Below are 23,679 nucleotides of genomic sequence, written 5' to 3'. Positions count from 1 at the left end.
AATGGATGAACCGTCCGAGTTAGACCTGCCCGAATCTCACTGGAATCGGTTTCAACAACCACCACGTCCGTCGCCGTGGCCGCGGCGGCTGGCGACCATCCTGGCCGTCATCATGGTCGTGCCGCTGACGCACGCGATGCCCGCGAGCGCCGCGCCGCGCTCGGCCCCGGCCACGCAGAGCGACACCCCGGTCCGCGGGCGGGCGGTCCCGGTGCGGCCCATGGCGCCCGATCAGGCGGCGAAACAGGCGTGGCAGGCCCCGCCCGGCGTCTCCTGGCCGAAACCGCAGGCCGTCGAGCTGGACGCGACCGGCAAGACGCAGACCCTGACCGCCGGCTTCCCGGTGCGGCTCGCCCTGCCGAAGTCGGCGGCCAAGACGACTGAGGCCAAGACGACTGAGGCCAATACGACCACGGACAAGACGACCACGGACAAGACGGCCAAGACGACTGAGGCCAACACGACCGCGGACAAGACGGCCAAGACGGCTGAGGTCGAGGCGGCCACTCCTGATCGGGTCCGCGTCGAACTGCTCGACACCGCGCCGACGGGTCTGCTCGGGCTCGCACTGCGGGTCTCGCCAGGGCAGGGCCTTGCGGCCAAGAACGGGAAGACCCGTCTGGAGATCGACTACTCCGGGTTCCGCTACGCGTTCGGCGGCGACTACGGCGCCAGGCTGCGCATGGTGCGGCTGCCGGAATGCGCGCTGACCGCCGCGGCCGGGTGTCCCCGGCCGGAGCCGGTACCCAGCGACAACGACACGAAGACCGGCAAGCTGTCCGCCGACGTCGACCTGCCGGCACTGTACGCGGTGACGGCCGCGCCGTCGGGCTCGTCCGGCGACCACTCCGCCACCTCGCTGGCCCCCTCCGCAGACTGGAGCGTCGGCACCCAGTCGGGCGACTTCAGCTGGAGTTACGAGCTGCGCGCGCCGCCGGCGCTGGGTGGTGACGAGCCGGAGATGTCGATCGCCTACTCCTCGCAGAGCGTGGACGGCCGCACCGCCGCCACCAACAACCAGCCGTCGTGGGTGGGCGAGGGCTTCGAGCTGACCCCGGGCGGCTACATCGAGCGGCGCTACAAGTCGTGCATGCTCGACGGCAAGAAGACCGGCGACCTGTGCTGGGACCAGGAGAACGCCACGCTGTCTCTTGGCAACTCGTCCGTGGAACTGGTCAAGGACGCCACGACCAAGCAGTGGCGGCCCAAGCGCGACGACGGCACCCGGATCGAATACCTCACCGGAGCGGTGAACGGCGACAACAACGGTGAGTACTGGCGCGTCACCACCGCCGACGGCACCCAGTACAGCTTTGGGCTCAACCGCCTGCCCGGCTGGGCGTCGGGCAAGCCGGAGACGAAGTCCACCTGGACGAATCCGGTGTTCGGCAACAACAGCGGCGAGCCCTGCTACTCCAGCACCCCGGCCAACGCCTGGTGCCAGCAGGCGTACCGGTGGAACCTCGACCTGGAGGTCGACACCCACGGAAACGCCATCACCTACTGGTACGAGGCGGAGAAGAACTTCTACGGCCGCAACATGAAGCCAGAGCTGGGCACGGAGTACGTGCGCGGCGGCTATCTCACCCGGATCGACTACGGCTACCTGCGCAACGAGCTGTTCACCAAGGCGCCCGCGGCCCGCGTGGCCTTCGACGTGGCCGAGCGGTGCGTCCCCGGCGGGACCGTCACCTGCGCCGTCGACCAGCTCAAGAAGGAGACGGCGAGCCACTGGCCGGACGTCCCCTTCGACCAGATCTGCGGCTCAGGCCAGAAGTGTACCGACCGGCTCGCGCCGACGTTCTTCAGCCGCAAGCGGCTGGCGAAGGTCACCACGCAGGTGGTCAACACCGACGCCGCCAAGTGCTCGGGCGCGCAGTACTGTGCGGTGGACTCCTGGGTGCTGGCGCACCAGTTCCCCGCCACCGGTGACGGCCTCAGCCCGTCGCTGTGGCTGGCCTCGATCCAGCAGAGCGGCCACGTGGGCGGCACGATCACGCTGCCGAAGATCACGTTCATCGGTGTCCAGCTGCCCAACAGGGTGGACGCCACCGAGGGCCGCGCGCCGCTGGTCAAGTGGCGGGTCCAGGCGGTGAACAACGAGAGCGGCGGCGAGCTCCGGATCAACTACGCCCCAGCCGACTGCAAGCCGGGCGACCTGCCGGCCGCCGACAAGAACACCCGGCTCTGCTTCCCGCAACGGTGGGCACCGCCGGACGAGGGCGAGGTCACCGACTGGTTCCACAAGTACGTCGTCAAGCAGACCCTCGAGGTGGACCGGGTCGCTGGTTCGCCGCCGGTGGTCACCGACTACGAGTACCTCGACGGGGCCGCCTGGCGCTACGCCGACAACATCCTGGTCAAGCCCGCGCACCGCACCTGGTCGGACTGGCGCGGGTTCGGCCGGGTGCGCGTCCGCGAGGGCGACGGCCAGGACGGCAAGCGCACACTCACCGAGCTCAGGTACTTCCGTGGCATGGACGGCGACCGCCTGGCCGACGGGTCCAAGCGCGACGTGCAGGTGGTGGACTCCGAGGGCGGCAAGCTGGACGACCTCGACCAGTACGCCGCCATCCAACGGGAGGAGATCCTCTACGACGGCGACGGCGGCGCGATCCTTTCGGCGACGGCGGAGGAGCCGTGGTCGCTGAAGACCGCCCAGTCCAGCCAGGACGGTGTCACCAAGACCGCGTACATCGTCGAGAAGAAGTCGATGGTCAACCGCGAGACACTGGCGGGCGGCAAGTGGCGGCGCGTCGGCGAGACCCGCGCCTTCGACGAGCACGGCCTGCTCACCCAGGTGGACGAACAGGGCGACCTGGACACCTCCGACGACGACCAGTGCACACGCTTCACCTACGCCCGCAACAGCGCGGCCTGGATGCTCGACTACACCAGCAGGATCCAGAAGGTCGCCGCCGGCTGCGGCGCCGCAGTGGCCAAGCTGGCCGCCGGTGACGTGATCTCCGACGAGCGGGTGCAGTACGACGGCAAGCCCTACGGCCAGGGGCCGGTCAAGGGCGACGTCACCACCATCCAGCAGACGTCCGGAGATGGCACGACCATCACCAACTCCGTCCTGACCTACGACACCTACGGGCGCACGACCAGCGAGACCGACGCGGTCGGCACCAAGGTCACCACCACCTACTCGCCGGCCTCCGGCGCCCCGGCGACCGAGGTCAGGGAGACCAACCCGCTCGGGCACATGGAGCGTACCTTCCTCGAACCGGCCTGGGGCGAGCCGGTGGCCGAGATCGACGCCAACGACCGGCGCACCGACATGGAGCACGACGCGCTGGGCCGCCTGGTCAAGGTGTGGCAGGCCGACCGGAGCAAGGCGGCGGGTCAGTCGCCCAACACCGAGTACTCCTACCTGACCCGCACCGACGGCCCGAACGTCGTCACCACCAAGACGCTGCGCGGCGACGGCGGCTACACCACCAGCTACGAGCTGTACGACGGCCTGCTGCGCGACCGGCAGACCCAGGAGCCCGCCCCGCGCGACGACCAGACGCAGGACCCGGCGCTGCGCGACGGGCGCACGATCACCGACACCTTCTACAACTCCTTCGGTGAGGTGGCCAAGAACAACAGCGGCTACTTCAGTCCGGGCGAGCCGTCCACCGACCTGCTCGGGGTGGCCGACACGGACGTGCCCACCCAGATGGGCTACCTGTACGACGGCGCCGGTGACGTGCGCGCCCAGGTCCTGCGGGCCAAGGGCGTGGAGAAGTGGCGGGCCGGTGTCACGCAGGAGGGCGACCGGGTGCACATCACGCCTCCGCCCGGCGGCACCGCCGTCACCCGCATCGGCGACGCCGACGACCGGCTCATCGAGCTGCGGCAGTACAAGGGCGGCACGCCGACCGGCGAGTACGACGCCACCAAGTACGCCTACGACAACGCGGGCCGGCTGTCCACCGTGACCGACGCCGCCGGCAACGTCTGGCGCCACACCTACGACCTGCGCGGACGGGAGATCAAGACCGAGGATCCGGACAAGGGCGTCACCACCTTCACCTACAACGACGCCGACGAGATGCTCACCTCCACCGACGCGCGCGGCAAGACTCTGGCCTACGACTACGACGTGCTGGGCCGCAAGGTGGCCACCCACGAGGGCTCCAGGGACGGCCCGCTGCTCGCGGAGTGGAAGTACGACGAACTGGCCAAGGGGCACCAGAACGCCGGCATCCGTTACGTCGGCGGGCAGGCGTACAAGGCGGAGATCAACGCGATCGACGCCGAGTACCGCGCTCTGCGGGAGACCGTCACCGTCCCGGAGCGGGAAGGGAAGCTGGCCGGTTCGTACGTGCTCAACACCCGCTACACCCTCGACGACCAGGTCCAGTCGGTCAGCTTCCCGGCCGCGGGCGGGCTGGACGAGGAGTCGGTCGTCTACACCTACGACGAGCTGAGCCAGCCGACCAAGGTCGCCGGTCTGTCGTCGTACGTCACGGCCGCCCGTTACTCCAAGATGGGCGAGACTCTTCAGTACGAGCTGAGCGCCGGCGGCAAGAAGAGCTGGCTCACCTTCACCCACGACGAGGTCACCCAGCGGCTGACCCGGACGCGACTCGACCGCGAGAACGCCCCGGAGAGCGATCTGGATCTCAACTACACCTACGACCCGGTCGGCAACATCACCAAGGTCGCCGACAGGGCGGGCGGGCAGTCGCCGGACACCCAGTGCTTCACCTACGACTACCTGCGCCGCCTGACCTCGGCGTGGACGGCCACCGACGACTGCGCGAGCGGCACCCCGCAGTCGGACAAGATCGGCGGCGTGGCCCCGTACGCGACCAGCTACGCCTACGACGTCACGGGCAACCGGATCAAGGAGACCAAGCACGCCTGGGGCGGCGCGCCCGAGTCGGTCCGCACCTCCACCTACCCCAAGCCGGGTGAGAAGCAGCCGCACGCCCTCCAGTCGGTGGGAGCCGACACCTTCGCCTACGACGAGACGGGCAACACCACCAGGCGCAAGGTCGGAACCGCCGACCAGACCCTCGTCTGGGACGCCGAGGGCAACCTCGAGTCGGTGACGGAGGCGGGCAAGACCACCTCGTTCGTCTACGACGCCGACGGCGACCGGCTCCTGCGCAAGACGCCGACGGACTCGACGCTCTACATCGACGACATGGAGCTGCGCCTGGACAACGCCAAGGACGTCGTCGAGTGCACCCGCTACTACACCATCAACGGCGAGCCGGTGGCGGTGCGCACCCCCGACGACAATGTCTACTTCCTGGCCTCCGACCACCAGGGCACCGCGCAGGCCGCCGTCAACGCCGCCAACGGTGAGGTCGCCGTCCGGAGGATGACGCCGTTCGGCGAGGACCGCGGCAGCCCGCCACCGTGGTGGCCAGGCCAGCGCGGATTCGTCGGCGGCGTCCAGGATCACTCGATCGGGCTGGTCCAGCTCGGAGCCCGCGAGTACGACGCCAGGAACGGGCGGTTCCTGTCCGTCGACCCCGTCATCGACGAGGAGGACCCGCAGCAGTTCAACGCCTACGCCTACGCCAACAACAGCCCCGTCACCATGAGCGACCCCGACGGGCAGTGGGTCTGGATCGCCGCCGCCGTCATCGCCAGGCTCGCGGCGCGGGCGCTGGCCAGAAAGCTTGCCCAGCAGGCGCTGAGACGGGCGATCGCCGCCCGCCGGGCCCTGATGCGGGCCCTTGCCAAAGCGGCCAGGAAGTTGAAGGAGGCACTGGCCAAGAAGAGAAAGGCGCTGAAGGAAGCGAGAGAGGCCGCGGCGAAGGCCAAGAAGAAGGCGAAGGAACTGCAAAGGCGGAAGAAGGCGGAGGAGGCCAAGAAGAAGGCGGAGGAGATGCGCAAGAAGGCCGCCGAACAGGCCCGCAAGCGCAGAGCCGCGAAGGCCGCACGGCAGGCCAAGAAGGTCGCGAGACAGACCAGGAGACACGTGAAGAAGGTGACCAACGGGCGGGTGACCAGGCTCCCGGTCAGACAATCGACACGCCCACGTCCCGCCAGGAGACCGACCAGCCACCGGGCGGCGCAGCGGCAGTCGCCGCCCAAGGCGACCCGCTCGGCCGCCGTGCGGCCGGGACAGGTCTACGGCAACAACGGCGTGGCGCAGCCGACCCAGTCCGTCTCGGTGTTCCGCAACGGGAAGATGTATCCGGACGGGGAACCGCCGCCCAACCTGGTCCCGCCCTCGAATTCGGGCCAGGGCATGAGACAGGACTACAAGCCGCTGGAGCAGGAGCCGCCCCAGACGAAGACGGGCACCATCAGCGACACCACGGGTCGTTTCATCCGTTACTTCGACCAGAGCGGCCTTGACGACTTCTTCGGAGGACTGTTCTGATCCGACCGGCGCGTCTGATCTGACCGGCGCGGGGCCCGGGGCCCCGCGCCGACTTAGCGCGCTGAGCGCACATAGCCGTCTTCAGAGCGTGGCTTCAGAGCGTGGCTTCAGAGCGTGGCTTCAGAGCGTGGCTTCAGAGCGTGGCTTCAGAGCGTGGCTTCAGAGCGTGGCTTCAGGGCGTGGCTTCAGGGCGTGGCGAGGGCGAGGTCGAGGACGTGCCGGGCCGTGGCGTCCAGAAGCTCGGGGCCGGGCGGGCCGCCGTGGACGAGCGCCTGATAGTAGAGCGGGCCGAGCAGCACGCTCAACAGGGTGTCCACGGCGGGCTCGGCCATCGCGCGGCCGGTGTGACGTTCGAGCACGGCGCGCAGCCCCCGCAGGTCGCGTTCGCGCTGCTCACGCAGGAACTTCTCGCGCAGCGCCTCAGCGGTGGCCTGGTCGGTCTGGGCGTGGCCGAGCAGCGCCCGCAGGACCTGGCCCGCCGGCTCCTGGAAGAACCCGGCGATCCGGTGGAGCTGCGCTTTCAGCTCCTCCTCGGCGTCCTCCTCAGCGTCCACCTCGCCACCCGGCCAGGCCAGCGCGTCGCGGGCGTCGTCGGCCAGGGTGTCGAGGAGGATGTCGACTTTTGACTTCCACCATCGGTAGACGGTCTGCTTGGCGACCCCGGCCCGGGCGGCGATGCCCTCGATGGTCACCCCGTTGAACCCCCGCTCGACCAGGAGATCGTCGGCGGCGTTGAGCACCGCGAGCCGGATGCTCTCGCTGCGCTTGGGGCCCGTCCGGCTCACCACGGCCGTCCGTCCGGCGGCGGGCTCGGCGTTTCGGTCGGCGGGGATGGTCATTCGTCCTCTCGGGTACGTCTCGGCACCTCGATTCTGGCATGCCCCCGGTCCGTGGAACGCGATGGAACGCCCCTCGGAGAGACCACTACTCAATTAACCGGAGAGAATCCATGTCCGAGTCAGTGTGGCGCGACGGCCCGCCCTACGGCCATCTCGCGCAGGAGTTGATCGCGGGACGCTGGCGGCGGCTACTCGCCGGTCTCTTCGATGCCGTCCTCCTGGTCTTGCTTACCCGGCCCCTCCTGGCGCGGGCCGGGGTCTTCGAGCCGATGGACCCGGCGAAGGACTTCGCCGACTTCGTCTTCCACCTGGACTGGCGCTGGCTGATCGCCGGGGCGCTCGCGTGGTACGCCTATCACTGGCTGCTGGTCGGCTACTGGAACGGGCAGACCGTCGGCAAGAAGGCGTTCGCCATCCGCGTGGTGCGGGAGAACGGTGCCCGGCTCACCCCGGCCATGGCGGCGGGGCGCGCGCTGATGTCCGGGTTCTTCGTCGCGGTGGGCCTGACCGTGATCGACCTCGTCTGGATCATGTTCACCCGGCGCAAGCACGCCCTGCACGACCTGGCCGCCAACACGGTGGTCATGATCGACTGATCAGGAAGTCCAGGACCGCCGGGCCCGCGACCTCGCGGAACTCCTCGAAGTAGGCGTGCCTGGCGCCGGGGATGAGACGGAGCGTCGCGCCGGGGATGCGGCCCGCGAGCAGGGGCGCGTTGGCCGCCGGGTTGAAGACGTCGTCGGTGCCGTGGACGATCAGCGTGGGCGCGGTGATGCCGGGCAGCGCGTCCCAGGCGTCGTGCCCCGCGCTGGCGGCCAGGTGCCGCCGCCGGGCGAAGGCGGGCATGCCGGGATCGCCGATGGTGGTGTACGGGCCGGGGTGGGTGGCCAGCCAGGCCGGGGTGTACATCAGCTCCAGCAGCGCCTGCCGCGCCGCCTGCCGGTCGGGTTGGGCCAGCGACCTCTTCACGGTGTTGTCCCGTTCGAGGCCGTGCGTGCCGCCCGGCGAGGTGCAGCCGAGGATCAGCGACCCCACCCGGTGCGGGTGGTCGGCGGCCAGCCACTGGGCCACGCGCCCGCCCATCGACGTGCCGTACACGTGGGCCCGGTCGGCGCCCAGGTGGTCGAGGACGGCGACCACGTCGGCCGCGAAGCCGCGGGTGGTGTAGGGGACGTCGGGCTTGTCGCTGTCCCCGGTGCCGCGGTAGTCGAGGGTGACGGTGGTGTGGCGGTCCTCGAAGTCGTCCCTGACGCCGTCCCACCAGTGGTGGTCGTTGGCCTGCCCGGCCAGCAGGACGAGGGGTTCGCCCCGGCCGCGGATCTGGTAGGAGACGGCGACGCCGTCCCCGGTGACGGCTACCGGCATGATCGGGTGTCGAAGCGGCGGGCCAGGTCCAGCAGGAATCCGGCGCCGACGAGCAGACCGACGGAGACGGTGATCACGCTCGTCCAGCCGCCGGTCTCCCACCGGTAGGCGGCCAGCGAGCCGAAGACCGAGCTGCCGGCGTAGTAGGCCAGCAGGTACAGCCCCGCGGCCTGGCCCACGCCGACGCCGACCCGGTGGGCGCGGTCGGAGACCCAGCCGCTGACCAGGGAGTGCGTACCGAGGAAGGCGAAGGTCACCAGGGCCAGTCCGATCACGATGGCGGGGAGTTGGGGTGCGGCGGTGAGCAGCGTACCGGTCACCAGGAGCGCGACACCGAGCAGGGCGGCCAGGCCGAGCCCGCGCCGCAGTGCCAGCCGCCCGGCGGCCAGTGGCCCCGGCACGCCCACCGGATAGGCCAGGAACACCAGCGCGCCCGCGCCGCCCAGCAGATAGGGCGCCGCCTCCAGGCGGAAGGTCAGCGCGTTGCACAGCCCGACGAACGCCCCCATCGTGGCCGCGCCGACCAGGCACAGCGCCACCAGGGACGGGTCCCGCAGCGTGAGCGCGGTGTTGCGCAGCAGGTCGCCCAGCCGCGGGCTGGAGCGTTCGAAGTGCCGCGACGGCGGCAGCAGGACCCACAGGCCGATGGCGCAGAGCAGCGTGACGACCCCCACGACGGCGCTGGCACCGCTCCAGCCCCACACCGCCTGAACAGGGCCGGGCAGCAACCGCCCCGCCGCCCCGCCGAGGGCCGTGCCGGTGATGTAGGTGGCGTTGGCCCGTACGTGGGATCCTTCGGGCATCTCCTCACGCAGGTAGGCGAGCGCCACGGCGGGCAGCCCGGCCAGCGCGACGCCCTGCAGCCCGCGCAGGATGAGCAGTGAGTGCCAGGTGGGCGCGAACGCGGTGGCGATGCCCAGGACGGCGCAGCCGGTCAGCGACCACCGCATGATCACCACCCGGCCCACCACGTCGGAGATCGGGCCGACGAACAGCAGCGCGACCGCCATCGTGATCGTGGCCAGCGACAGCACCGCCGTCGACTCCGAGGCGGAGACCCCGAAGTGGTCGGCGACGCCGGGCAGCAACGGCTGGACGTAGTAGAGCGCGAGGAAGTTGGCCAGGCCGCCGAACATCAGCCCGTATCTGATCCGGAGGGAGGCGCGATCCCCTGACACGCGAGTCGAGAGCACCCGTCGAGCGTGCCCGCTCAGGGCTGATGCGCAAAATGCATAATTTGCCGGAGCTGATGTAAAAGGGGCATCATCGCAGGATGGAGCTGCAGACCCTGCGCTGGTTTCTGACGCTGTGTGACACGGAGAACATGCGCGACACCGCGGCGATGGAGGGGATCAACCAGTCCACGCTGTCGCGGGCGCTCGCCCGGCTGGAGGCCGACCTGGGGGTCGAGCTGTTCCACCGGCATGGGCGCCGGCTCGCGCTCAACCGGTTCGGCCTGCTGTTCCGCGAGCACGCCGCCCGCGCCGTGGACGAGCTTCAGGGCGCGCGCCGCCGCATCGACGCCCTGACCAACCCGGACACCGGCCTGATCCGGCTGGGCTTCCTGCACTCGGTGGGCCGCTGGCTGGTGCCGGAGATCCTGCGCGACCTGCGGGCGGGCGCGCCCGGCATCCGCTTCGAGCTGCACCAGGGCTTCGCCAGGGAGCTGTTCACCTGGCTGGCCCAGGGCGACATCGACGCCGCCCTGGTCACCCCGCCGCCGGAGGGCAACCCCGCGCGCTGGCACCCGCTACGTGAGCAGCGGCTCTGCCTCGCCCTGCCCGTCGAGCACCCGCTCGCCGCCGTTCCGGGGCTGACGCTCGCCGACGTATGCGACGAGCCGTTCGTCGCCTTCGCCCCGACGACGGACCTGCGCCGGGTGATCGACCGGCTGTGCGAGGAGGCCGGGTTCGAGCCGGTCATCGCGTTCGAGAGCGAGGAGATCGCCACCGTACGCGGCCTCATCGGCGCCGGGCTCGGCGTGGGCGTCCTGCCGCTGCCCGCCTCGCTGGAACACGACGACCCGACCTACCGTCCGCTCGCCCCGGCCCAGCACCGCCCCATCGGTCTGGCCTGGAACCCGCTACCTGCCCCGACCGCGGCCGCGGCCCTGTTCGTGGACCACGTGACAACTACTGCGAGGCGCTCTTGACGGCGAGCGGCTCGGCGGGGGCCTCGGCCTTGGCGGCTTCCATGCGCTCGCCGAGCTCCCGCAGCTCCTTGCGCCCCATCGCGGCACGGACCTGCGGGAACCAGTCCTTCTCCTCCTCCTCGACGTGGTGCCGGACGTTCTCGATGAGCACCGTGACCTTCGCTTTGAAGTGCTCGTCCTTCGGGTCGAGGTCCTTCAGCTCCGACAGCAGCCACACCACGACGTGGTGCTCCTCGACGCTCTCCAGCACGTGGTCGCTGGTCTCCGGCACCTTGGCGCGGGCGGCCGGGTAGAAGTACTCCTCCTCGATGTAGGCGTGCGTGACCAGCTCCTTGGTGATCTGGTCCACGAGGCGGCGCTTCTCGGCGTAGGCCCGCTCTCCGGCCTGCTCGAACTTCTTGAACAGCCCTTCGACCGTCTTGTGGTCGTCCTTCAGCAGCACGATGGCGTCCATCGGATCTCCTTCGTTCCCTCGTCCGGCTGCTGGCGTCTGCCCGGGGCCGGTCGGCTAAAACCGCACGTCGTGGACAGTAAGCAGGAATGGCAAGAACCGCGCTGGTCATCATCGACATGCTGAATCCGTACGAGCACGACGACGCCGAACCTCTGTGCCGCAACGTAGCGAAGATCATCGAACCGATGGCGAAGCTGGTGGCGCGGGCGCGTTCCCGCGACGAGGTCGAGCTGGTGTACGTCAACGACAACTACGGCGACTTCACTCGGGATCGGCGGGAGATCGAGGCCCAGGCCCTCAACGGCCGCCGCCCGGACCTGGTGGAGCCGATCCTGCCGCCGCCGGACTGCGCGTTCCTGCCCAAGGTCCGCCACAGCGCCTTCTACGGCACCTCGCTGGAGTACCTGCTGGGCCGCAGCGAGGTCGACACCGTCGTTTTGGCCGGGCAGGTGACCGAGCAGTGCGTGCTCTACAGCGCGCTGGACGCCTACGTACGTCACTACGCCCTGAGGGTGCCGCCCGACTGCGTGGCCGCCATCCACCACGACCTCGGCGAGGCGGCCCTGCGCATGATGGAGCGCAACATGTCCGCCCGCCTCGCCCTCTCGGCCGAGTGCCTGGACCGGTGAGCCTCACTCCTCCGGCGGCGGAGGGTGGCGGAAGGCGGCCTGGACGCCCGCCTGGAAGCGGGTGTGGGCGCCGAGCCTGCTCATCAGGTTCGCGATGCGCCGCTCCGCCGTACGGTAGCCGACGCCGAGCTGCCGGGCGATGGCCTCGTCGGTCAGCCCGGCCACCAGGAGCGCGATCAGCCGCTCGTCGTCGTCCGCCGAGGCGCGCGCTCGCGCGGGCGGCGCCGCGCCGGGCGCCGGAGGCCGCAGGCGCAGCGGCAGCGCCCGCTGCCACAGCCCTTCGAACAGCCGGCTCAGCGCCTCCAGCAGCCCGGACGGGTGGACCACCAGGGCGGCGTCGGCGTCGGGGTCCTCCGGGTGGTGCCGTAACAGCAGCAGGGCGAAGCGGTCGTCCATGAGGTAGAGCTTCATGGGCAGGCTGGGCAGCACCCGCGCCTGCTGGCCCGCCCCGACCATCGTCTCGATCTGGCGCAGCGCCCCGATCCGGTCGACGAACCCCCGCTCGTAGATCATGCGGCTCGTGACGCCCCGGTCCAGCAGCTCGCGCTGGGCCGCCACGCTGCCCGGCGGGTCGAAGTAGGGCGGCTTGGACAAGCAGCGCAGCTGGTGCCAGGCGGCCCGCTGGATCTGGGCGTGCCGCTGCTGGACCGCCCGCTGCCCGGTCACGACCTCGACGACCGCCGGCGGCGTCTCCCCGGCCGCCCGGCGGCGCTGGAAGGCCTGGTCGAGTTCGCCCGCGCGCTCGCGGGCGCGCAGCAGCTCCCGCTCCGCGGTGACCAGGAGCACGTCGAGCGCGGCCTCAGGAGCCACGGCGGCGTAGTGGGCGCCGGACCGGGTGACCAGCCCCTTGGCCTCCAGCGCGGCGAGCACGGCGGGCAACTGGTCTGGGCGGAGCCCGGCCGGCGCGCCGAGCGAGGCGATCCGGGCGGTGGTGGCCGGCGAGCCGTCGATCAGCAGCTCGTACACCGCCTCCTCGTCCGGGGTTAGCCCGGCCGCGCCGAGCGCGCCGACGCCGTCCCGGTCATTCCGGCTCATCTTGTACGCCCTTCTCATCGGCCAGCCAGCCGCGCAGGACGGCCTGGTAACCGGCCTGGAAGCGAGTCTGGGCGTCCAGCTGGATCATCATGGCGTGCACGTGACGGCGTACCGTGCGGTCGCTCCAGCCGAGGTGGGCCGCGATGGCCTTGTCCGTCTGCCCGGCCACCAGCCGGGCCAGCAGGTCGCGCTGAGCGTCGGTCGGGCTCCTGGTCTCCGGCAGCCGGGCGCGCCCATGGCTGACATGCAGGGGCACGGCGCGTTCCCAGTACATCTCGAACAGCGCCGCCAGGGCGTCGAGCAGCGTCGAGTCGTACACGACCAGGGCCGACTCGACCATCTGCAGATCATGCCGGAGCGGCACCAGGGCCATGGGGTAGTCGCTGAGCACCAGCTTCATCGGCACGTCGCCGACGCGCACCTGCTCGCCCGCGGCGATGTAGTCCACGATGGTCTTCAGCGTGCCGCGCATCTCGATGGCCCGCCGGTCGTAGACCACCCGGTAGTCCACGCCGCGGCTGAGCAGGTCGAACTCCTGGGTGTTGCCGCCCACCTCGCCCGCGTACGGCGGCGCGTCGAACATCCGGATCTCCCGCCGGGTGCCGCGCTGCAGCTGCTCGAACCGGCGCAACACCGCCTCCCGCCCGATCACCACCTCCACCAGCCCGCCCGACTCCTGGGCGGGCGTGGTGAGGTGATAGCGCGTGGACAGCTGGGCCACCCGCAGCCGGGCGTCGGCCAGGGCGCGGGCCCGCTCGCGGATGAGCGCGTCCAGCCCCATCTCCGGCGGTACGACGACGAACCGGGGCGGGTCCTCGGGCAGGCGGGCGATCAGCCCCAGCTCCTCCAGCCCGACGGCCAGGCCGGGAGTGCCGGCGAGCTCGTCCAGCTCTTCGAGGGTGACGGGGGAGTGCTCGACCAGAGCCTCGTAGAGGGCCTGCTCCGCCGCTGACAGGCCGAGGATGCGCAGCATCCCAACATGATCACTCAAAACCCCGCTTCCTGGCCGTCCTTTTCCCGTCATTGGCGGGAAAAGGACGACGAGTCACCTTTTCAGGATATTTCTTGACATGTCATGGTTCGGGAGAGTCGATCATGCCTGCTATCCCGCGAGGAGAACCATGACTCGTCCACGATGGCGCAAGCCGTCCATCGGGCTTTTAGCGCTGGGGCTGGTGCTGACGACCGGCATGGCCGTAGAGCCGCCGGCTTCGGCCACCCCCGCACCCGCCCTTTCCGGCCAGACCGTCGCCGCCGTCGAGTCGTCCGGAACACCGGCCAAGGACGCGCCGAAGATCACGCTGATCACCGGTGACGTGGTCGCCTACGACACCGGCCCCGGCGGTACCCCGCGCCACCAGGTCACCCCCGCCAAGCGGCCCGACGGCGCCCCGGTGAACTTCATCTCCGTCCGCGACCGGGACTCCTACTACGTCTTCCCCTCCGACGTGATGGACCTGGTGTCGTCGGGCCGCATGGACAAGGGCCTGTTCGACGTCGCCTACCTGGCCAAGAACGGCTACACCGACAAGGACAGCGCCGGCCTGCCGCTGATCGTCCAGTACGGTCCGGCCAAGCAGCCGGCCAACACCCTGTCGGCGCAGGCCGACGCCCTGCCCGCCACCTCCGCGCCGCGCGGGCTGCCCAGCGTGGGCGGCGCGGCGATCCGGGTGGACAAGCAGGCGGTCCAGCAGTTCTGGACCGCGCTCGATCCCCCCGCGGCGGACAAGAACGCCACGGCCAAGCTCGGCAAGGGCGTCTCGGCCATCTGGCTCGACCGCAAGGTGCAGGCCGTACTCGACAAGAGCGTGCCGCAGATCGGCGCGCCGGAGGCGTGGGCCGCCGGGCTGAAGGGCGAGGGCGTCAAGGTCGCGGTCCTCGACACCGGCATCGACCTCGGCCACCCCGACCTCGCCGGCCGCGTCGCGGCCAGCGCGAACTTCACCGACGAGGCGGACGTCCAGGACGGCCACGGGCACGGCACCCACGTCGCCTCCACGATCGCGGGCGACGGCGCCGCCTCCGACGGCAAGTACACCGGCGTCGCACCCAAGGCGTCGCTGCTCATCGGCAAGGTCATCGACAAGAGCGGCAACGGCGCCGAGTCGGACATCATCGCCGGCATGGAGTGGGCGGTCGGCCAGCAGGCCAGAGTGATCAGCATGAGCCTCGGCGGCTGCTGCTACACCGGGCCCGACCCGATGAGCCAGGCGGTCGAGAACCTCAGCGCCCAGTCGAGGTCGCTGTTCGTCATCGCGGCGGGCAACGACTACCTCAACCGGAAGATCGCCTCGCCGGGCTCGGCGCCGTCGGCGCTGACCGTCGCCGCGGTGGACGGGTCGGAGAAGCTCGCCGAGTTCTCCAGCAGAGGCCCGGTGCTGGCCGACTACAGCCTCAAGCCGGACATCGCCGCCCCCGGCGTCGGCATCGTGGCCGCGCGGGCCGCGGGCACCACGATGGGCACCCCCGTGAACGACCGCTACACCGGCGCGTCGGGCACCTCGATGGCCACCCCGCACGTCGCGGGCGCGGCCGCGCTCCTGGCCCAGAAGCACCCCGACTGGACCGGCGCCCAGCTCAAGAACGCGCTCACCAGCACCGCCCGCGACGACGGCTACGGCTCCTACGAGCAGGGCGCGGGCCGGGTGGACGTGGCGCGCGCCGTGAAGCAGGCGGTCACCGCCTCGGGCGGCATCGACTTCGGCCTCATGGCCTACCCCCACACCGCTCCCGTCACCAAGACGCTCACCTACACCAACGACGGCGACCAGCCGGTGACGCTGACGCTCAAGACCGGGCTCAAGGCCCACAAGGGCACCGCGCCCGCGCGTACGCTCACCCTGGACCACGACACGGTCACCGTCCCCGCGCACGGCACCGCGCCCGTCGCCGTCACCTTCGACCCGTCGGGACCGGATACCTGGTACGAGGGCTTCGTGCACGCCACCGACGCGAGCGGCGTGAGCGTCAACACGGCCGTCGGCGCGTTCGTCGAGCCCAAGAAGGTCACCATCAAGACCCGGATGGTGCTGCCCGACGGCGCGACCGACGTGCAGGGCATCCCCTGGGCGATCCTGCGTACCGACGACCGCGACGACCTCGACGTCGAGTGGTACCCCGGCAGCGGCACCGAGACCGAGACGAAGGTGTACGCGGGCACCTACAGCGCGAACTCCGGCATCAGCTGGCGTGGCAGCGACGGGCAGTGGAACATCGGCCTGCCGTCGCAGCCGGAGTTCGAGGCCACCAAGGACACCACGATCACCCTCGACATGCGCAAGGCCCGCCAGGTCACCCAGAAGACCCCGGACCCCACGGAGGTCTACAACTCCCAGTACGCCTCCGAGCGTGAGGCGGCCAACGGTGTCGGGTCCGTCCGCTTCGAGTCCGCCTACCCCACCTACGGGCTGCACAACTACTGGCTGCTGCCCACCCGCTCGATCACCCAGGGCACCTTCGACGTAGCGGGACAGATCCTGCGCGGCGCCCCCGTGATCAGCATGAAGGCCGACAAGCTCACCCTGAGTCCCCGCTACCAGAGCCTGGCGGAGGACGTTCCCAAGCTGAACGGCCGCAGCACGCTCACCCTGGTGTCCGGGGGCCGCGGCCAGGCGGCCGACCTCGCCGGCGCCGGTGTACGCGGCAAGCTCGTCCTGCTCGACCTGTCCGACCTGTGCCCGGCCACCGGCTGCACGGGCGACGCGCTCGACCGGGTCAAGGCCGCGGCCGACGCCGGCGCCGCCGGGGTGCTCGGCTACGGGGCGGTCAACCGGCCCTTCCTCGATCTGGCGAAGTACTGGCCGATCTACCCCATCCCGACGATGAGCCTGCCCGCCGGCGAAGGCCGCGCGCTGGCCGCGCTGCTGGCCAGGCGGCCGGTGAGCATCCAGGCCGAGGGCGTCACCGCCACGCCGTACATCTACTCGCTGCTCCTCCACGAGCGCCTGCGCGTCCCGGCCAAGCTCGACTACGAGCTCGGCAGGCGCAACCTGTACGAGATCAAGAACCGCCTGCACGCCGACCGGCCCGCCCTCGCCTCCATCTCCTGGTCGGCGACCGTGGTGACCCACCCCGGCTGGCTGCTCGGTCCGCGGTTCGGCTCCTCCTGGCCCGCGCAGAGCACCGTGACCGAGTATGTCGGGCCGGTCTCGCGGGACGTGTCGTGGACCCGCGAGACCCAGCTGACCTACCCCGAAGGCGACGCCTCCGGCCAGAGCTCCGGAATGTGGGCGACCGCCGTGGACGTCTACCCGACGGCCGGTGGGAAGACCGAGGAGTGGGGCGCCCAGCCGCGCGTGCCCGGCAACCCGGTGTTCTCCGACCTGACCCGCTCCGCCGGGAACACCACGTGCTTTCCCTGCCGCAACGGCGACACCTTCGTGGCGGCCCTGCCGATCCTGGGCCCGGAGCCGAACCACCAGGAGGCGTTCACCTGGAACGCGCGCTTCTACGAGGAGCGCGGCGGCAAGGACGAGCTGCATCTCTACCGTGACGGCCAGGAGATCCCCATGGTCGAATCGGGCACCAGCGGCCCGGTCCTGATCCAGATGCCGAGGTTCGAGCTGCCGGAGGGCGAGGCCCGCTATCGCCTCACCGACAAGTTCCACACCCCGCAGCCGCTGCAGAAGTACGCCACCGACGTGGCGACGGAGTGGACGTTCAAGTCCAAGCGCCCGACCGACGGGATGCGGACGCCCAGCGACGGCCTGTGCGTCGGCTGGTTCTTCGCCAGCACCCTCGCCCCGTGCGAGCCGGTCCGCCGGCTCAACCTCCGCTACGACCTGGACCTCGGCCTGGACAACACGACCGCGGCGGCCAGGCCGCACAAGATCACGGTCACCGGCTACCAGGGCTCCTACGACGTGCCCGACGCACGCCTCGGCAGCCTGAAGCTCTGGGTCACCTACGACGACGGTGCCCACTGGAAGCCCGTCACCACCGCCAAGAAGAACGCCACCTCCTACACCGCCATCATCGCCCACCCCGCCCTGTCGGCCACCAACGGCACCGTGGGCATCCGCGCCCAGGGCGTGGACGCCGAGGGCAACACCGTCGACCAGACGATCACCCGGGCCTACGGCCTGAAGTAACGCGAAAACGGATCGGCACGCCGGGCGTGCCGATCCGTTTTCGCGTGTTTTGCTACTCGCTTTGCTGGTTGTACAGGCCGTCCATGGTCTGAAGGAGCGGCGCGGGGTACGAACCCGACCCCGCGTCACTCCGCTGCCCGCCCCACGACGCCTGCCACGCGCCGGTCGAGGTCGTCCGCATGGCGGTGTGGCTCAGCGTCCCGCCGTCCGCGTTCTTGTCATAGACCGCCCAATGATGGGCAGTGCGCTTGTTGGTCGCCGAATCGACGCTGACCGTGTCGTCGTGGCTCGAAGCGAGGAAGGTGTAGTCCGTGCCCATCTGGGAGAGTGGCTGCTTCGACAGCCAGCTCAGGAAGCCGCTGCCCGGACGCATGTCGCTGCACTGCTCGTGGGTGATGGCGCACGCGGTCACCAGCGCGCTGCCGATGCCCTGGTGCGGCGTGGAGAGCGTGACCATGTCCTCGATGTACAGGTACGGAGGCCAGCCGCTGGGCCACCCGGCCGCGCCGATGTTGTTCAGATCGACATTCAGCCCGCTCAGATCGGGCGGCGTCTTGCCCACGCCGTACCTGTTGACGCCCTCGATCGCGGCCTTGGCGACCAGACCGCCCATGGAGTGCGCCACGACGTCGATCGCCGTGTCATGGCTGGAATAGAAGTAGTAGACGGTCCACGCGAACTGGCGGCCGATCTCCTGGATGCGGGAGTCGGTGGTGCCCTGATATCTGATGTCGCAGTTGGTGGCCTTGTTGTAGTAGCCGAACGTACGGACCTCGCCCCAGCCATTGGCGTTCAGCAGGTTCTTGGCGTCCTTCCAGCTGCTGGCGCAGTTGGTGTCGGCCTCACGGTCGAAGCCGTGGACCAGGAGGGTGACCCGCTGCCCGTCCTGGCGCGCGGGCGCGGCGGAGGCGGCCGGTGCCGTGGCCATGAGGGCGGCCGCGACCAGGACCCCGACCAGGGGCAGGGATAAGCCGGATCTGACTAATCTGTGCATCCACGCGCTCCGTTTCCGTGAGGTCGGAAGCACGGTAAAGCGCGGGCGATCATCCGCGAATCGGTCGGCGCGCGGCGCCTGACCGGTCATACGGGCTCGCGACTAAGTAGCCGCGGTCACTCACCTAGGTCGAGGTCGCCGAGCTGGGCTCGGGAAGCCACACCGAGCTTGGGAAACGCTTTGTACAAATGATGTCCCACCGTACGCGGGCTGAGGAACAGCCGCGCGCCGATCTGCCGATTGGACAGCCCGGCCGCCGCCAGCCGTACCACCTGACGCTCTTGCGGCGTCAGCCGGTCGAGCAGGCCGCCGCTCCTGGACACGGCGGCCTCGCCGGCCGCCTCCAGCTCGCCGTGGGCGCGGCGGGCCCACGGCGCGGCGCCGAGCGCGTCGAACGCCTCGAAGGCGGCGCGCAGCCGCCGCCGCGCGTCCGAACGGCGATGCGCGCGCCTGAGCCACTCGCCGTACAGCAACTCGTTGCGCGCCTGCTGGAACGGCTGATCAGCGGGTACGGCCACAGCCCGCGCGAAGTGCCTGCCCGCCTCGTCGCCCTCGGCCAGCAGCCCCCTGAGCCGGGCGGCGACCGCGTTCGCCCAGGGGCGCTCCACGACGGCCGCCCAGCCCGCGAACCTGGCCGCCGCCCCCTCCGCCAGATCCGCCCGCCCGGCGCGGACCGCCGCCTCGACCAGATCGGGCGCCGCGCAGAGCGCGACCACGGGATGGCGGTCGCCCGCCGTCCGGAGGTGGTCGAGAGCGGCCCCGGCCCTGCCCTGGCCCAGCTGGGACAGACCGAGCGCCCAGGCGGCCAGCGCCCTGGTGGCCTCGACGTCGCCGTCCGCCTTCGCGGCCAGCTCCAGACAGCGCTCCTCCGCACCGCTGACCGCGGCCAGCCAGGCCAGCAGCCCGTACACGTGGCCGGCCCGATGGGCCTGGTGGATGTCGGAGGCGACGGTCAGCGCCTCGGACGCGGCGGCCGACGCCTCGCGGTGCCTGCCGCGCAGCATCTGGGCCTGCGCGAACAGCGCCAGCGCCTGGGGGAGCAGGCCGATCAGCCCGTGCTCGCGGCAGCGGGCGACCAGCGACTCGGCCAGCCCGTGGGCCGTGACCTCGTCACCCGAGACGATGCTCAGGGAGGCGGCGAGGGGCAGCAGGTCGGCGGAGTCGCGCGCCAGCCGGGCGGCCGCGCGGATGGGGGAGAGGTCCATCACGGCCTGGCCCTCCACGAGCCGCGCCATGACCGCCATTCCGGCGGCGAGCACCCCGGGCCTTTGGGGTAGCGGCCGCGGTTCGTCTGGCTGTGGCGGTTGCGGCCCTTTTGGGAGCGGTAGTGCGAGCGCGCTGAGTCGGTGGTCGGCGTCGTGGGCGAGCTCGGGGTCGGCGGCGAAGGAGGCGTAATGGATGGCCTCGGCCAGCATGCGGGCCGCGAGCGCGGGGTCGGCGGTCCGTACGTGCTCCGCGCCCTCGGCCAGGATCCGGCCCGCCGCGCTCGGCGAGCCCTGCTCCACCTCCACGCAGGCACGTACCTGGGCGAGGCAGGCGAGCTCGGCCGGGGTCGTAGCGAGTGTCGTGGCGAGCGGCGCCGCCCGGTCGGCCAGCCCGGCGGCCCGCTTCAGCTGACCCGCCTGGACCGCCAGCTCCGCCGCCGCGATCAGCCTGCGCGCCGTGCGGGCGGTGTCGGCGGTGAGATCGGCGGCCCGCTCGAACGCCACGGACGCGGCGGCCGTGCCCTGCCGGTCGCGCGCCCGTAAGGCGGCGCGCTCCAGTTCCCCGGCGACCCTCTCGTCCGGGCCGGTCGCGGCGGCGGCCCGATGCCAGGCCCGCCGATCGGCCCGCGCCTGGCCATCGAGCGATTCGGCCGCCTGATCGCCCAGGGACGCGGCCATCCAGTTGCTCTGGGGCGCGGCTGTTCGGTCGTCTAGGGGCACGGCCGTCCCGTTGTTCAGGGGCGCGGTCGTCCGGCCGGCCAGGGGTCTGCCCATGGGGTCGCCCAGACACCTGCCTGTCTGCTCGCTCAGCGACTCCGCCAGCGCCAGGTGGGCCGCGACCCGGCGGAAGTACGGCGCGCCACGGTAGGCCGCGCTCCTGATCAGCGGGTGCCGGAACGACAGCCCGGCCGCCGAGAGCTCGATCAGTTCCTCGCGTTCGGCCACCGCCAAGTCCGCGACCGTCGCGCCGAGACGGGCGGCGGCCCGCAGGATCAGGTCCAGATCCCCGGTGTCGTCGGCCGCCGCGACGAGCAGCGCCGCCCTGGCCGGCTCGGGGAAACGATCGATGTAAGCCTCGAACGTGGTCCGCACCCGGTGCGACAGCGGCCCCGACTCGCCCGCGAACGGAAGTGGGCTCAACCGCCCCGCCTGCTGCTCAGGGGTCAGTACGGCGGCGAACTCGATCAGCGCCAGCGGGTTGCCCGCCGCCTCGTCGAGGACCCGGCGCCGCACCTGCGGCGCCAGATCGCGAGCCCGATCGGCCAGGAACTCCTCGGCCACCGCCGCCTCCAGCCTGCCCAGCCGCAGCTCGGCCACCCCGGGAGTGGCCATCGCCCCAGGGCGCGGGGTGGCCGCGCCGTCCCGGAGGGCGAACAGCATGACCACGCCTTCAGCGTCGAGCCGCCTGGCCGCGAACAGCAGCGCGTCGGCGGAGGCGTCGTCGAGCCACTGCGCGTCGTCGACCAGGCACAGGATCGGCCCGTCGCCCGCGAGGTCGGACAGCAGCGTGAGCGCGGCCAGTCCGACGAGAAACCGGTCGGCCACCTCGGCGGGTGCCGCCCCGATCGCACCGCGCAACGCCGCCGCCTGGCCGGGCGGCAGCCGTTCGGCATGCCCGAGCACCGGCCGCAGAAGCAGATGGAGAGCGGCGAACGGCAGCTCGGTCTCCGACTCCACCCCCAGCGTGCGCAGCACCGGCCAGCCGGCGGCCCGCCCGGCGGCGTAGCCGAGGAGCGCCGACTTGCCGATGCCGGTCTCGCCCTTGACGACGACCGCGCCGCTGCGTCCGGCCCTTGCGGCTTCGAGCAGCGCGTCGATCTCACCCTGCTCGGCCCCACGTCCGTACAACATCTGGCCTCCCGACGATCAAGTCAGGGAGTCAGTATGGAACCTCGACAAGCCAGGAGTAAGACGGAGGCGCCATCGCGGACGTTATCCGCAGTTGCCCCACTTCGCACGGCCCCCACTGGCGACCGCCGGGTCGTGGCCGAGCGGCTTGATCGAGCCCCAGAACTTCACGCACCTGCCCTGCGCCCAGTACTTCACCGGACCCGCGTAGGACTTGAAGTTGCCGCGGTCGGAGCGCACGATCGGGCTCTGCTTCGTGTCCTTGATCGGCTTGGCCATGATCGTGAGCTCGGCGCTGACCGGGGTCTTGGTGCCGACGAAGCTCGACTTGATCGTGACCACGCAGTTGTAGCCGTTGCCGCGGTTGTAGAGCAGGTAGACCGTGCCGTACCGGCGGCCGCTCGAGGTCTTGACCGGCTGCGTACCGCCGGTGATGCGCGCGTAGCCGGAGCCGCAGATGCTCTCCGGGCTCGCCGCCGCGGCGGCGTTCGCCGGGCTCGCTATGACACCGCTGAGGCAGAGTGCCGCCGTAAAGATTGCCGCCTTTGTCGGCATTCTCACCTGATTGTCCCTTCATAGACCACTTTACTGATGATCTCGACAAGCATGCCCGAAACTTGGTTATCGGTCCAGGATCTAGGGATTAACGGTGGGTATCGGGCCATGCACGGGCGTGATGTCAGAGCCGGCTCAGCCGCCTTGCCCCTCGTGGGCTGCCTGGGCGGCGAGGATGGCGTTCGCGTGATCCCGGATCCAGTCGGACAGCACCTGAAGGGGCTCGGTGATCCCCTGGCCGAGGTCGGTCAGCGTGTAGCTGACCTGCGGCGGAGTGGAGGGCGTGACGGTGCGCACCCGCACCCGCACGCGACCGCCAAGGCCGCGCTCGACACCTTCGCGCGGCACGTCGCCGCCGAAGCCGGCGGGTGGGGCATCGTCGTCAACACCGTGGACGCCGGCTACCGCGTCCTGCCCGGCCGAGGACAGGACGCGGTAAGGGCGTCACCTCTCGAACGCGACCAACCGGCCCGTCGCAGTCGGCCCTGTGACTACCTGGCCCGTCGCAGTCGGCCTTGCGACCGGCCGGCCCGTCACAGCCGGCCGCTCTCGATGGCCTCCTTCAGCGCCACCTGGGTCTGCTGGTGGGAGGAGACGCCGTTGGTCACGGTGAAGTCGATGAGCAGGACGTTCGCCTCGAACGTGAGGTGCTCGGTCACCCGGGTCCGGCCGCCGCCCAGGTCGGTGAAGTCGATCCGCTGATGGGTGACGACGTTGGGCATGGTCCAGGTGTCTGTCTCGTAGAAGTACTCCGCCGCGTGGACGCGCTGCTGGGCGTGCGTGTTGACGGTGACGGGCACCCCGTCGGTGACCGGGACGTCCTCGACGGCCGTGAAGTTGACGTAGCGCAGCCCGTCCTGGACGTAGTCGGCGTGGGTGGCGACGCGCTTCAGGAAGGGGTGCAGGCCGATGTGGTGGTTGATGTCGGAGTACGCCGCGAAGACGTGGTCAAGGGGGGCGTCGATGTCGATCGGGAGGTCACGGGTGACCGCGGTCCGGCCGTCCAGGGGGAGGGGGCCGGTCAGGTGCTCGTAGAAGCGGTAGGTGTCCCAGGCGAGCTGCCACTGGGTGGCGAGCAGCGGGTCGCTGTCGGCGCGGGCGGGGGCGCCGGTCAGGACGAGGGTCACGATGAGCAGCGGGGCGGTTAACAGGCGCAGAAGTCTCGACACGGGTACC

16 protein-coding genes are annotated in these 23,679 nt (G+C 70.9%); 5 read left to right on the top strand and 11 right to left on the bottom strand.

Translation table 11 applies throughout. From position 1 onward, the window contains the following. The first annotated feature begins 112 nt into the window (after window positions 1-112). Window positions 113-6,337, top strand: a complete 6,225-nt coding sequence (locus ACIBO2_RS55300) for an RHS repeat-associated core domain-containing protein (RefSeq protein ID WP_397305064.1) — start codon at window positions 113-115, stop codon at window positions 6,335-6,337. 185 nt (window positions 6,338-6,522) lie between these two features. Here ACIBO2_RS55300 and ACIBO2_RS55295 read toward each other — a convergent pair whose 3' ends face one another. Continuing rightward, on the bottom strand, window positions 6,523-7,176 hold the full coding sequence (locus ACIBO2_RS55295) for a TetR/AcrR family transcriptional regulator (protein ID WP_358541163.1): 654 nt from the start codon (window positions 7,174-7,176) through the stop codon (window positions 6,523-6,525). A 110-nt stretch (window positions 7,177-7,286) separates the two neighbouring features. Here ACIBO2_RS55295 and ACIBO2_RS55290 point away from each other — a divergent pair, with 110 nt between their 5' ends. Continuing rightward, window positions 7,287-7,772: an RDD family protein gene (locus ACIBO2_RS55290; protein WP_358541165.1), complete on the top strand. Its 486-nt coding sequence runs from the start codon at window positions 7,287-7,289 to the stop codon at window positions 7,770-7,772. On the opposite strand, the gene ACIBO2_RS55285 is transcribed toward ACIBO2_RS55290, so the two are convergent. Continuing rightward, window positions 7,759-8,541, bottom strand: coding sequence for an alpha/beta fold hydrolase (locus ACIBO2_RS55285; RefSeq protein ID WP_397305063.1), 783 nt, complete (start codon window positions 8,539-8,541; stop codon window positions 7,759-7,761). The genes ACIBO2_RS55290 and ACIBO2_RS55285 overlap by 14 nt on opposite strands. Continuing rightward, a complete protein-coding gene (locus tag ACIBO2_RS55280) occupies window positions 8,532-9,734 on the bottom strand; it encodes an MFS transporter (RefSeq protein ID WP_358541171.1) in 1,203 nt (400 codons plus the stop codon). Before ACIBO2_RS55280 ends, ACIBO2_RS55285 begins: the two co-directional genes overlap by 10 nt. An 80-nt stretch (window positions 9,735-9,814) precedes the next feature. Between ACIBO2_RS55280 and ACIBO2_RS55275 the strand changes: the two genes are divergently transcribed. Next, window positions 9,815-10,693: a LysR family transcriptional regulator gene (locus tag ACIBO2_RS55275; protein ID WP_397305062.1), complete on the top strand. Its 879-nt coding sequence runs from the start codon at window positions 9,815-9,817 to the stop codon at window positions 10,691-10,693. Here ACIBO2_RS55275 and ACIBO2_RS55270 read toward each other — a convergent pair. Then, window positions 10,674-11,147 (bottom strand): hemerythrin domain-containing protein, encoded by a 474-nt coding sequence (locus ACIBO2_RS55270; RefSeq protein WP_358541177.1) that lies wholly within the window; start codon window positions 11,145-11,147, stop codon window positions 10,674-10,676. The two genes, ACIBO2_RS55275 and ACIBO2_RS55270, sit on opposite strands and share 20 nt — an antisense overlap. 86 nt (window positions 11,148-11,233) lie before the next feature. On the opposite strand from ACIBO2_RS55270, the gene ACIBO2_RS55265 reads away from it, so the two are divergent. Continuing rightward, window positions 11,234-11,776: an isochorismatase family cysteine hydrolase gene (locus ACIBO2_RS55265; protein WP_358541180.1), complete on the top strand. Its 543-nt coding sequence runs from the start codon at window positions 11,234-11,236 to the stop codon at window positions 11,774-11,776. A 3-nt stretch (window positions 11,777-11,779) separates the two neighbouring features. Here ACIBO2_RS55265 and ACIBO2_RS55260 read toward each other — a convergent pair whose 3' ends face one another. Both ACIBO2_RS55260 and ACIBO2_RS55255 read right to left on the bottom strand, forming a co-directional pair. Next, on the bottom strand, window positions 11,780-12,811 hold the full coding sequence (locus tag ACIBO2_RS55260; protein ID WP_358541183.1) for a LuxR C-terminal-related transcriptional regulator: 1,032 nt from the start codon (window positions 12,809-12,811) through the stop codon (window positions 11,780-11,782). After that, entirely contained in the window at window positions 12,798-13,784 is a 987-nt protein-coding gene (locus ACIBO2_RS55255) for a LuxR C-terminal-related transcriptional regulator (protein WP_358541186.1), read from the bottom strand. Before ACIBO2_RS55255 ends, ACIBO2_RS55260 begins: the two co-directional genes overlap by 14 nt. Window positions 13,785-13,932: 148 nt before the next feature. Between ACIBO2_RS55255 and ACIBO2_RS55250 the strand changes: the two genes are divergently transcribed. Next, window positions 13,933-17,901 carry a S8 family peptidase gene (locus tag ACIBO2_RS55250; RefSeq protein ID WP_397305061.1) on the top strand — a complete coding sequence of 1,323 codons (3,969 nt, stop codon included), beginning with the start codon at window positions 13,933-13,935 and terminating at the stop codon, window positions 17,899-17,901. Between the two features lie 52 nt (window positions 17,902-17,953). On the opposite strand, the gene ACIBO2_RS55245 is transcribed toward ACIBO2_RS55250, so the two are convergent. From ACIBO2_RS55245 to ACIBO2_RS55225, 5 genes are all read right to left on the bottom strand, one after another. Next, complete coding sequence (locus ACIBO2_RS55245; RefSeq protein ID WP_358541192.1) at window positions 17,954-18,895, bottom strand: hypothetical protein; 942 nt, start codon at window positions 18,893-18,895, stop codon at window positions 17,954-17,956. Window positions 18,896-19,011: 116 nt separating this feature from the next. Beyond that, a complete protein-coding gene (locus ACIBO2_RS55240; protein ID WP_397305060.1) occupies window positions 19,012-21,951 on the bottom strand; it encodes an AAA family ATPase in 2,940 nt (979 codons plus the stop codon). 81 nt (window positions 21,952-22,032) lie between these two features. Beyond that, entirely contained in the window at window positions 22,033-22,509 is a 477-nt protein-coding gene (locus ACIBO2_RS55235) for a hypothetical protein (protein WP_358541198.1), read from the bottom strand. A gap of 129 nt (window positions 22,510-22,638) precedes the next feature. Then, window positions 22,639-22,812: a winged helix-turn-helix transcriptional regulator gene (locus ACIBO2_RS55230; RefSeq protein ID WP_358541201.1), complete on the bottom strand. Its 174-nt coding sequence runs from the start codon at window positions 22,810-22,812 to the stop codon at window positions 22,639-22,641. 224 nt (window positions 22,813-23,036) lie between these two features. After that, on the bottom strand, window positions 23,037-23,672 hold the full coding sequence (locus ACIBO2_RS55225; protein ID WP_358541203.1) for an SRPBCC family protein: 636 nt from the start codon (window positions 23,670-23,672) through the stop codon (window positions 23,037-23,039). Between the last annotated feature and the right edge of the window lie 7 nt (window positions 23,673-23,679).

The organism is Nonomuraea sp. NPDC050022 (assembly GCF_044460705.1).
Lineage (GTDB): Bacteria > Actinomycetota > Actinomycetes > Streptosporangiales > Streptosporangiaceae > Nonomuraea.
This window is presented reverse-complemented; position numbering and strand designations above follow the sequence as displayed.

Coding starts and splice junctions, on each gene's coding strand:
- ACIBO2_RS55300 (WP_397305064.1), top strand. CDS start 113: ATGGTCGTGCCGCTGACGCACGCGATGCCCGCGAGCGCCGCGCCGCGC.
- ACIBO2_RS55285 (WP_397305063.1), bottom strand. CDS start 8,541: ATGCCGGTAGCCGTCACCGGGGACGGCGTCGCCGTCTCCTACCAGATC.
- ACIBO2_RS55250 (WP_397305061.1), top strand. CDS start 13,933: ATGACTCGTCCACGATGGCGCAAGCCGTCCATCGGGCTTTTAGCGCTG.
- ACIBO2_RS55265 (WP_358541180.1), top strand. CDS start 11,234: ATGGCAAGAACCGCGCTGGTCATCATCGACATGCTGAATCCGTACGAG.
- ACIBO2_RS55290 (WP_358541165.1), top strand. CDS start 7,287: ATGTCCGAGTCAGTGTGGCGCGACGGCCCGCCCTACGGCCATCTCGCG.
- ACIBO2_RS55240 (WP_397305060.1), bottom strand. CDS start 21,951: ATGTTGTACGGACGTGGGGCCGAGCAGGGTGAGATCGACGCGCTGCTC.
- ACIBO2_RS55275 (WP_397305062.1), top strand. CDS start 9,815: ATGGAGCTGCAGACCCTGCGCTGGTTTCTGACGCTGTGTGACACGGAG.
- ACIBO2_RS55260 (WP_358541183.1), bottom strand. CDS start 12,811: ATGAGCCGGAATGACCGGGACGGCGTCGGCGCGCTCGGCGCGGCCGGG.
- ACIBO2_RS55295 (WP_358541163.1), bottom strand. CDS start 7,176: ATGACCATCCCCGCCGACCGAAACGCCGAGCCCGCCGCCGGACGGACG.
- ACIBO2_RS55245 (WP_358541192.1), bottom strand. CDS start 18,895: ATGCACAGATTAGTCAGATCCGGCTTATCCCTGCCCCTGGTCGGGGTC.
- ACIBO2_RS55270 (WP_358541177.1), bottom strand. CDS start 11,147: ATGGACGCCATCGTGCTGCTGAAGGACGACCACAAGACGGTCGAAGGG.
- ACIBO2_RS55255 (WP_358541186.1), bottom strand. CDS start 13,784: ATGCTGCGCATCCTCGGCCTGTCAGCGGCGGAGCAGGCCCTCTACGAG.